This is a genomic window from Skermanella sp., assembly GCF_059503625.1.
The window spans coordinates 1-8,831 of record NZ_JCACHA010000827.1; the positions used below are offsets into that span (position 1 = coordinate 1).

An 8,831-nucleotide genomic window follows, 5' to 3' on the forward strand; every position below is an offset into this window, starting at 1 on the left:
GATGCTGACCCAGCACCTTGCAGGCAAGCCGTTCCGAGATGCCCAGCTTGGTCGTGACATGCCCGACGACGCGCGGCGCTCAGAAGTTTCCCGACGCGGCTTCCTTCAAGATGACCTTCTCCAGCGCCAGGTCCGCCACCGCCTTGCGCAGCCGGGCATTCTCCGCCTCGAGCTGCTTTAGCCGTTTCACCTGATCGAGCTTCAACCCGCCGTATTCCGCCCGCCAGCGATAGTAGGTCGGCTCCGTTACCCCGATCGCCCGAACCGCCTCGGCCACTGACTTGCCCTGTGCCGTTAGCACCTCAACTTGCCGCAGTTTAGCGATGATCTGCTCCGGCGTGCTCCGCTTCCCTGCCATGGCCGTCACTTCCGTGATCGCACCGGCCTCTCACAGCCGGCGGACTACTTCTAGGGGGGCAGGCCATCTGGGTGAACTGACAGTGCCCAGACGCGCGCTTCGATGTAGAGGCCGGACTCACTGTAGGGACGGGTCCAGGTCTCGCCGCGGTCACGGCCGAACCAGACCGAGGTGCCGGCCGTGCCGACGAACAGGTCTTCCTGCATTTTTATTGCCCTTGGACGTTCCGGCCGCCGTCGGTGGCCGACAGAGCGTTAATCTGCGGCGTTCGTCGGATCCTGGCAATCGCTTGGCCGACATGGTTGGCTTAAAGGCTGAAAACAGCATGATAATGAAATAGAATGTTAATAGTTCATCCGCAGAGTTGCCTGTGCTGGCCATATGGCAACGTTAATGGTTGCTTCGGCAGCACTGCACTGCAATGCCTCGGCTGAGAGTTCCGCCGTGGCATCAGGGCTAGGCGGATCACCCATAACTTCGGTAGTGCTTGATAAACACAGCATTGAGCCAGTGCTCGCCGCACCGACCAGGCCGCACGTCCGCAGACACCCAGCTCTCCACCATCTCCATGGGCGGATCCAAAAGGGTGGTTCGAAGCGAGTCCGCATTGTGGTCCACAAATAGGCGCCCTGCGACGGTGCGCTGCCGTGCCCCCAGCTTGAACGACATGTACCAGACGCCGTGTGGTAGGAGCGTCAATGGGAGGCGCGCAGCGACGCCGGGGAATTCCGCCGCCGGAACGTGCAGAAGGGAGGCGTAGGTCTAGATCCCGTCGAACTCCTCCCGCCAAGCCACGTCCTCTAAGCGCATGTTCCGGACCTCGCCCCGACTGCCGACGCGTTCCCACGCTACCCGCACCATCTCGGCCGAGGCGTCGAAAATTCGACTACACGCCGGAGTGCTCGGCTGGAGCGTTTTGCGCCCAGCAACCGGTGCAGAGCCGCGACCGAAGACGCACCGGCGTGGCGGGCTACGCCCGGCGGGGCCTACCCCAGCCAGTGCAGCTTCTCCCCGTGGGTGTCGCCCAGCGCGAGCACACGTTCGTCTCCGTTGGGCCACAAGGTCAGTCGTAGGCTCGCCTGCTCGTCGTAGGCCGGATCCGCCTCGAAGCGGAGCCAGGCGAAGGGCGCCTCGCTGGTCGCAGCCGCCCCGACCCGCGCCGCATGCGCTGCGACCCGGGCAGCGGTCTCCTGTGGGGCGTACTGGAGGGCCACCGCATGCATGAGAACGCGCGCCACCCCCTCCTCGGCGGCACCCGGGTCAAGCGCCGCTTCGGTCCAGGCGGCTGCCTCGGCGCGGTCCAGCCGGGGCGGGTCGGTGGCCGCGACACTGATGGCAGCTTCGACGCGGGCGAGCCTCTCGGCCTGGTCGGGCCACACGTAGGCAAGCAGGCGCTCGCGGTCCGTAGGGTTTGCCACGTCAAGCGGGTCGAGGTCGCACCCCTGCTGCCGCAGAACATGTACTGACACGTCGGCCGGCGGCGGGTCACCCTCCCAAGCGGGAGCGACCCTGACGGGCGCGCCCAGCGTGCCGGCCGTCACACCGCCCAACCGGTGCTCGTACCGGTCGAGCACGAGGACGAGGCCCGCGCTCGCACCAAGCTCGTGCAGTGCGAAGGGCAATCCGCCGGTCTCGGCGGCGATAACAAGGAGGCCCGCCATGAGCGGGGCCGAGCGCATGGGCTCGTTGGTCTGTGGCGCGCGGTCGAGCCACGGCAGGAGGTCGGCATCGGCCTCGGGCAAGGCGTCGGCCAAGGTCGCCTCCAGCGTCTCCGCTTCAGGTAGTGGATTGGGCGGGTACATCGCAGCCAGGCGCGGCAGGCGCCCCCGCCGGACCAGGGCGTGCAGACCGCCGGCCAACCTGAGCGGAACCGAGTCGCCGCGTGCGTCGGGCCGCCCGGACCAGTTGAGCACGCGTCGTCCGACTTCTGTCGAGCGGTCGAGCGAACGCTCGAGCACCTCGCAGAGCAGACCCGTGAAGGGCGAGCCGCGTTTGGCGCACGCTTCGGCCTGTGCGGCAAATGCCTTGCGAATGGTGGTTTCGGCTGAGGTCACCATGGGCGGGTCCCCTTGATCGTGTTCGCGCTACCAGAACGCGTCTGACCTGGAAATCTTCCATCCGGCCTATGCGCCAGCCCTTCAGAGCCTAGCGGCAACGCTGGTCCGCCCAGGGATGGTGGGCCGAACGACTTGCGGGTACGCACCGTGCCGCCGCATCACACGATTCAAAAAAGCCCACACTAAATGCTGAGCGCGCTCCGGTCGGGCGCCGTCCGCACATCATCGAAGTTGCTCGGCACATTGCGCCGGAGCTCGTTCGTGCCGGACGGCACCGATCCAAAACTGTCGACAAAAGGTTCCGACCGACGACCGCCGCTGGATTATCGGGCGCCTCATAGATCGGACTGAGTAGAGGATGGTACAAGAACGCTGTTCGGGTATCGGCGTTGAGCGGAGGTGGGAAGCCGCGCTTCCAGGAGGCGTCAATGACCATCGAGTCGCGTAGGCAGAATGCATCGGCAGGCACGGAAGCCTTTGTCAGAGCTGAGCCGACACGGCCAGCATCCACCGTTGAGGAGCCGCAGGAACCCGCTGAGGTATCCCCCATCGGGCTTCAGGTTGCGGACAGCTTGGCCGAGGCGGCGGACCATACTGGTGCAGTTAAGGCCACACGGCGGACACTTGAGCCGGATAGCCTTGGTGGCTAGAGCAAATTTTGATGGCTCCCATCACTCGCACCTTCTCGCCACAGGCCGTCACGAAGGTATCGCCGTCGGCGACCCCGTCGATGCGCTCGACTGAATTCGGAGCTGTCGCCAGCGTGAAGCCACTTGCTCGTGGAATTCACGCCTGCTGATCGAGCGCAACCGGCCAGCCACCCTCTGCTACCCCGCTTGGCTTGGCTATCAGAGCGACTAGGATCGGAGGTGCGGAGTTATGGCTTTGGCAACCCAGTAATCAGAACCGTTAGGGCGATAGGAAGTTAAAAGGTGACGGTCCCCATTGCCCAATTAGAACCGACTGGCTGGCGGGTAGCCGAAGACGTCCTGCAAACCTAGGGCTCGTTTCGCAGCTTGAGCTGAGGGATGTCCTTACCTCGCCGCCGACCGACCACGGGCGCAGTCCGCCGACCAGATCGCTGTTGGGGAGGCCCCGTCAGAAAAGGAAGTCGTCCACCACAAGGTCAAAGCGACCGGCCACCTGAATGTGCAGGACTCCACCGTCGACATTAGCCGTAACTAGCGTGGAATCCCCAGTGTGGACGAAAGTAACCTCACCGGGAGTGTACACCGCAGGTCGGATCAATCCCGTCACATCTCCCACAAAATCGAAGCCCTGCTCTCCCGGCACCCATGGATCAACGTCTCTGAAAGCCGACAAGTCGATCCGGTCGCCATCAGCCTGAGAAAAATCTACTACCACATCAGCCTTAGGCTGCGCGGCGTCTTCCGCCGCGAACCGAAAGAGGTCTGCGTCAGGACCACCCCACAAGGCGTCGCGCCCTGCGCTTCCGATCAAGACGTCTGCACCGCGTCCACCGAGTAGGATGTCACTATTCGCGCCGCCATCGAGCGTGTTGTCGCCTGCCAAGCTGATCAGGACGTCTACCCCATCTCCTCCTTCGAGGCGCTCGGGAGTTAGCCCAGCAACTGTAACGCGGAACGTGCTGCCCAGGAGTACCTCAGCAAAATCGGATCCCCAACCCTGGGCTTTGGAAGCGCCTGCCGTCCAGAACATGTGGTGCTCCTGCAACATCTACTCGTAAGCAAAACGAACACATAAGATCCAACTTAAGGTTGAGTCTTTAAACTAGCAGGCGAACCACATGCAAGCATCACCTTGGCTAGCAGCCTCCTGCCCAACTTTCACGAAAGGACCATGATGCGGCGGGGTTCAGCAGGGGTTCACCCTCAGAGCCCGTTTGATAAGGTCAGACGGCCACGAGCCTTCGGAGCTCATCCTGGCCTGCGCTATCCGTTGTCTCACGCCACCATTCACAAAGGGGCCTCGGAGCCGCTCCGAGAGGCACCGATTTATCGCATGGAAGACCCTCGCCAGTTCGCAGGCAAACTTCTGCTGTTCCCCTATCGCGTTTCCTTACTCGGCTGCAGGAAAGCGTCGAACACGAACTCGGCGATGCGCTGGCCTAATCCTTCCCCGTGCTCGCACGCCGTGCGGGTGTGTAGGCCGCCCCAGACCCGGGCGTTGGTCGTTTCAGACACGAGATCGGTGTAGGTGGTCCAGGAACGGGTCACCCCGCCCAAGGGGTAGGTGACGCTCACACGTGCCTGGGTGGTGTCGCCGCCGAAGATTTTGCGCAGGATGGTCGCGCCGGCGGCGGAATTCGCACTGTGCAGCGAAGGGTAGTCGGGGAAGTTGGGAGTGATGATCAGCGGCTCCCACGCCGAATCCTGCTCGATGGCCGGATTGCCGAGCGTCTGCCCCGCCCGGATTGCCGTCACCGGGCGCGGGGAGTCATGCCGCCACTTCTCACGCATTCCGGCGATCATCGCGTCGGACATGGCTATGTTGATCAGCGCAAAGAGGCGGGCGGTCTCGGGCAGGTCGAGCCCCCTCGCGTTCGCCTCCTGGCGCGCGACGTCGTTGAGGAGCGGCCCACCGCCGACCGTGAAGAAGATCGCCGTTGCGGTCTGCTCAGCCGTGCGCGCAGGGCTGTCGCGCCCGCCAAGGCGGCGCACCTCGCCGAGTTCCCTGGCGTAGTCAGGAGACCTGACCGGAAGAGGCCCAGGCAGCTCGAACTTGCCGCCGCCAGAGAGCGCGAATGGCTTGATCTTGCCCCAGCCGAGACCGCGCGGCGGCGCGCTGGCCGGATAGGGCCGCCACGACGACGGCGTGGCACCCATCTGGAAGGCCGGATCCGGGGCGCCGAAGTCGTCCACGGCCACCTCGGTCCTTTCGGCCACCAGCCTGCCGAGCGCGATGCCCTCCTCTCGCGCCTCACCCTCTGGCAAGGCGCTGAGCGATTTGGCGAGCGTTGCGTCTAGCCCGATCCGCTGGCCTAGGTAGATCCTGACCAGGATGCCGTGCGCCGCAGCCATAGCGGCCGCCTCGGCCGACGCGCCGGGCCTGCTGACATCCACCTTGTAGGGGGCATACCGCCGCTCGACGGCATTCACCGCATCGAACATTGCGACATGGACATAGCCAAGGACGCGGCTGCCGACCGGCCCGGTCGCGGCGAGCGGTGGGATCGCGTTCACGGCGACCAGGTTCCACTCGGTGACCGCGTTGGCTTTCACCCCAAAGGCGAACAGTACGACACCGAGCAGGACCAATACGACCCGAAAGTTAAAAGCAACTTTCATTGCGACCTCCTTTGCGGAAGGCAAGGGATCAGGCCAGACGTGCTTCTTCTTTGCCGTCATCCATCTAGCTTGGGTGCGGATCCGCAAGTCAAGGGCGGCGTCGAGGGGCCTGTGCGCGACGGCGACAGGGTGGGCGACAGGGGCTGATCATGACCCTTCAGCGGGCGTTGCAGGCGGTTTCCTGCCCGGAGATCGCCATGTGGACACCGGCCAACCGCGCAATGGTTGGGGATTTCGGCTCCGGCCAAGCCCTGACAGATGACCAGTTCCGTCTGCTCGAGCCACTGATCCCCGCCGCCAAGCCCGGCGGGCGGCCGCGCACGACGGACACCCGGAACCTGCTGGACGGGCTCTTCTACCTCGTGCGCACCGGCTGCCAGTGGCGGCACCTACCACCGCCGCCGGCCTTCCCGCCATGGCGTACGGTGTATGGTTACCTACGCGCTTTCCTGCGGGACGGCGTGTGGGAGAGCATCCGCCACTACTTCGTGGTCATGCTGCGCGAGAGCGCCGGGCGGGAGGCCAGCCCCACCGCGGTGATCGTCGACACCCAGAGCGCGAAGACCACGGAGAGCGGTGGCCCGCGCGGCTGGGATGCCGCGAAGCGACTGAAGGGGCGCAAGCGTCACGTCGCGGTCGACACGGACGGTCTGCTGCTCGGCATCCTCGTGCATGCCGCCGACATCCAGGACGCCGACGGTCTCGGTGACCTGCTGAAGCGCGTGAAGCCGCTCTATGCCTGGCTCCGGATCGTCTTCGCCGACAGCATCTACAATCGGCTTGCCGCCCTGCTCGCCTGCTTCTTGACGGGTCTGGTGCTGATCATCGTCCGCCGCGCCGCAGGCACGACCGGCTTCGTCGTGCAGCCGCGCCGGTGGGTGGTCGAGAGATCGCTCGGCTGGTTCGGCCGCTGGCGGCGGCTGTCCAAGGACTACGAGGCGCTGCCCGAAGTCTCCGAAGCGATGGTCACTCTGGCCGCGATCCGCCTGATGCTGCACCGCCTCGCCCATCCCAATCGCAGGCGGGTGCCCGCCCCATGACTTCGCAAACGGACTGTCAGAGAATTTTATTCCCCGGTTCCCACCGCTGCTCCAGTCGGTTTCCTAACTCCATTCTCCGTTTGACCGCCGGCGCCGCCACACGCGGCGTTCTGCCGCGTTTTGGCGGGCGGGGTTGATACTTCGAGGGTGGAACGACCCCCTTTTCCGTCTCCCCAAGGCCATTCTCTCTCCGAAGCTCGGGACTTGGGCGATTGAGTCTACAAGCCTGAAACCCAGGAAAACGGCCAATCTCCCAGCACGCCCCTTGCTTGGGGTTGGGGGGGAGACCGCTCGGGCGATCGCCGCCCGGCTCCAACCGCTCGTTGCAAGGCGCGAGCCTCCCCGAGAAGAGCCACAAAATCGGCGTACTCCGGCCCCCGCATTGACTGCGCAATCCCTCTCCCTTTCTGTATTCTCGCGCCTTAGTTGCAGGGGGAATCGGGAATGGCGGGACGGAGGCGGGCACAGCCCTCAGGACAACAGGGCGCACTGCCGGTCGAGGACTATCGCCATGCTGGCGCCACCCGCCCCAACAACCCTCCCGCCGCGATCGCCGCGGAAGGCCGGACGCCGCCCGCGCCGCGGACGAGCTACGCCTATTCCCCCCGGCTGGACCCGGCGCTGCGGGCGGACCCCTCCGGCCGGGCGGACGCGCTGCCGCCGCTGCTGGAGAAGGCGACGCGGGAGAAGCTGACCGCGGAGGAGGCCGCCATGCTGGCCGAGGCCCTTCGGCGGCACGAGCCCTGGCTGGAATGGGCCGGCAAGCGGGAGACGCCGGGCTTCGCGGTGGACCCGGTGGCGCTGCACATCCATGAGCGCGTGAGCACCCAGGCCATCCTGCGGGCCGCGGCAAGGCAGGACGTGACGCGCGACCTGTTCGCTGACTCCACGCTTTCCTATGCGCAGGCGGTCAAGTTCTACCAGCACGACGTGGACTGGGCGAACCGGCTGATCCTCGGCGATAGCCTGCAGGTGATGGCCAGCCTGGCACAACGGGAGAACCTCGCCGGCAAGGTGCAGATGATATTCATCGACCCTCCGTATGGGATTAAATACGGGTCGAATTTCCAGCCAAAAACCACTGATCCGAAGGTTGGCGACAAGCAGGCTGACCTCACCCGCGAAGCAGAAACGGTTCGCGCGTACCGCGACACGTGGCGGCTTGGCGTTCATTCGTACCTAGCATACCTCAGGGACCGGCTAACCATTGCCCGAAAGTTGTTGACCAACAGCGGCAGCATTTTTGTGCAGATCGGAGACGAAAACGTTCACAGAGTCCGGGCACTGCTGGACGAGATATTTGGATCAGATCAAATCGTTAGTGAGATTGTTTTCAAAAAAACCTCGGGACAAACGTCTGAACATCTCAGCGGCTCTATGGATTATATTTTATGGTACGCCAGAAATAAGGAAAAACTAAAATATCGGCAGATTTACAAAGCTAAATCTCTGGGCACTCCTATCGCCGACAAGTATCAGCATGCGCGAGAGCCTTCTGGAAACGAACGCCGACTAACTGATGAAGAGTTCCGAGGCGGCAAGACTCTTCCAGAAGGAGCTCGGGCGTATGTCGTCGACAATCTCACGTCGGCAAGACCGCCGGGTGACTTCGCCGTGAAGTGGCGCGGCACCGAAGTGAAACCTAGAAGCAATTACTGGAAAACTTCTCCTGACGGCATGAGGCGTCTTATCTCTGCAGAGCGCGTGATAGATACGGGCCGTGTGTTGATGTATCGACGCTTCTTGGACGATTTTGAGGCCGCACCGATCAACAATTTCTGGGAGGACACCAGCAGCGGAGCAAGCCTGAGTGACCCGAAGGTGTATGCTGTACAAACCTCCACAAAAGTGATCGAGCGCTGTTTATTGATGTCGACTGATCCGGGAGACCTCGTTCTGGATCCCACGTGCGGTTCGGGCACTTCGGCTTATGTGAGCGAAAAGTGGGGGCGTCGCTGGATCACCATTGATACTAGTCGCGTTGCAATCGCAATCGCGCGCCAGCGCATGCTGGCCCGCGCTTCCTTTGAATACTACCGGCTGAAGGATACTGCTAAGTGTCCATCCGGGAACAGCTTGAGGCATCTGAATCGGTTGTGACTGGCGG

At 63.8% G+C, this 8,831-nt stretch carries 6 protein-coding genes and 1 pseudogene; 2 read left to right on the plus strand and 5 right to left on the minus strand.

Translation table 11 applies throughout. The annotated features are described in order from the left end of the window. From AC5JJ6_RS29770 to AC5JJ6_RS29790, 5 genes and pseudogenes are all read right to left on the minus strand, one after another. A pseudogene (locus AC5JJ6_RS29770) lies at positions 1-358 on the minus strand (transposase); the annotation flags it as partial. Positions 359-408: 50 nt separating this feature from the next. Next, entirely contained in the window at positions 409-564 is a 156-nt protein-coding gene (locus AC5JJ6_RS29775) for a hypothetical protein (protein ID WP_496045525.1), read from the minus strand. Positions 565-1,344: 780 nt separating this feature from the next. Then, entirely contained in the window at positions 1,345-2,415 is a 1,071-nt protein-coding gene (locus AC5JJ6_RS29780; RefSeq protein WP_496045526.1) for a DUF2332 domain-containing protein, read from the minus strand. A gap of 1,098 nt (positions 2,416-3,513) precedes the next feature. Then, complete coding sequence (locus AC5JJ6_RS29785; protein ID WP_496045527.1) at positions 3,514-4,095, minus strand: M10 family metallopeptidase C-terminal domain-containing protein; 582 nt, start codon at positions 4,093-4,095, stop codon at positions 3,514-3,516. A gap of 347 nt (positions 4,096-4,442) precedes the next feature. Continuing rightward, positions 4,443-5,744, minus strand: a complete 1,302-nt coding sequence (locus tag AC5JJ6_RS29790; protein WP_496045528.1) for a vanadium-dependent haloperoxidase — start codon at positions 5,742-5,744, stop codon at positions 4,443-4,445. A 137-nt stretch (positions 5,745-5,881) separates the two neighbouring features. Here AC5JJ6_RS29790 and AC5JJ6_RS29795 point away from each other — a divergent pair, with 137 nt between their 5' ends. Then, positions 5,882-6,724, plus strand: a complete 843-nt coding sequence (locus AC5JJ6_RS29795) for an IS5 family transposase (RefSeq protein WP_496045530.1) — start codon at positions 5,882-5,884, stop codon at positions 6,722-6,724. A gap of 444 nt (positions 6,725-7,168) precedes the next feature. Beyond that, positions 7,169-8,824, plus strand: a complete 1,656-nt coding sequence (locus AC5JJ6_RS29800; RefSeq protein WP_496045529.1) for a site-specific DNA-methyltransferase — start codon at positions 7,169-7,171, stop codon at positions 8,822-8,824. The last annotated feature ends 7 nt before the right edge of the window (positions 8,825-8,831 follow it).

Excerpts from the sequence above, each read along its gene's own strand:
- AC5JJ6_RS29775 (WP_496045525.1), bottom strand. The coding sequence starts at position 564 with ATGCAGGAAGACCTGTTCGTCGGCACGGCCGGCACCTCGGTCTGGTTC.
- AC5JJ6_RS29780 (WP_496045526.1), bottom strand. The coding sequence starts at position 2,415 with ATGGTGACCTCAGCCGAAACCACCATTCGCAAGGCATTTGCCGCACAG.
- AC5JJ6_RS29785 (WP_496045527.1), bottom strand. The coding sequence starts at position 4,095 with ATGTTCTGGACGGCAGGCGCTTCCAAAGCCCAGGGTTGGGGATCCGAT.
- AC5JJ6_RS29790 (WP_496045528.1), bottom strand. The coding sequence starts at position 5,744 with ATGACGGCAAAGAAGAAGCACGTCTGGCCTGATCCCTTGCCTTCCGCA.
- AC5JJ6_RS29795 (WP_496045530.1), top strand. The coding sequence starts at position 5,882 with ATGTGGACACCGGCCAACCGCGCAATGGTTGGGGATTTCGGCTCCGGC.
- AC5JJ6_RS29800 (WP_496045529.1), top strand. The coding sequence starts at position 7,169 with ATGGCGGGACGGAGGCGGGCACAGCCCTCAGGACAACAGGGCGCACTG.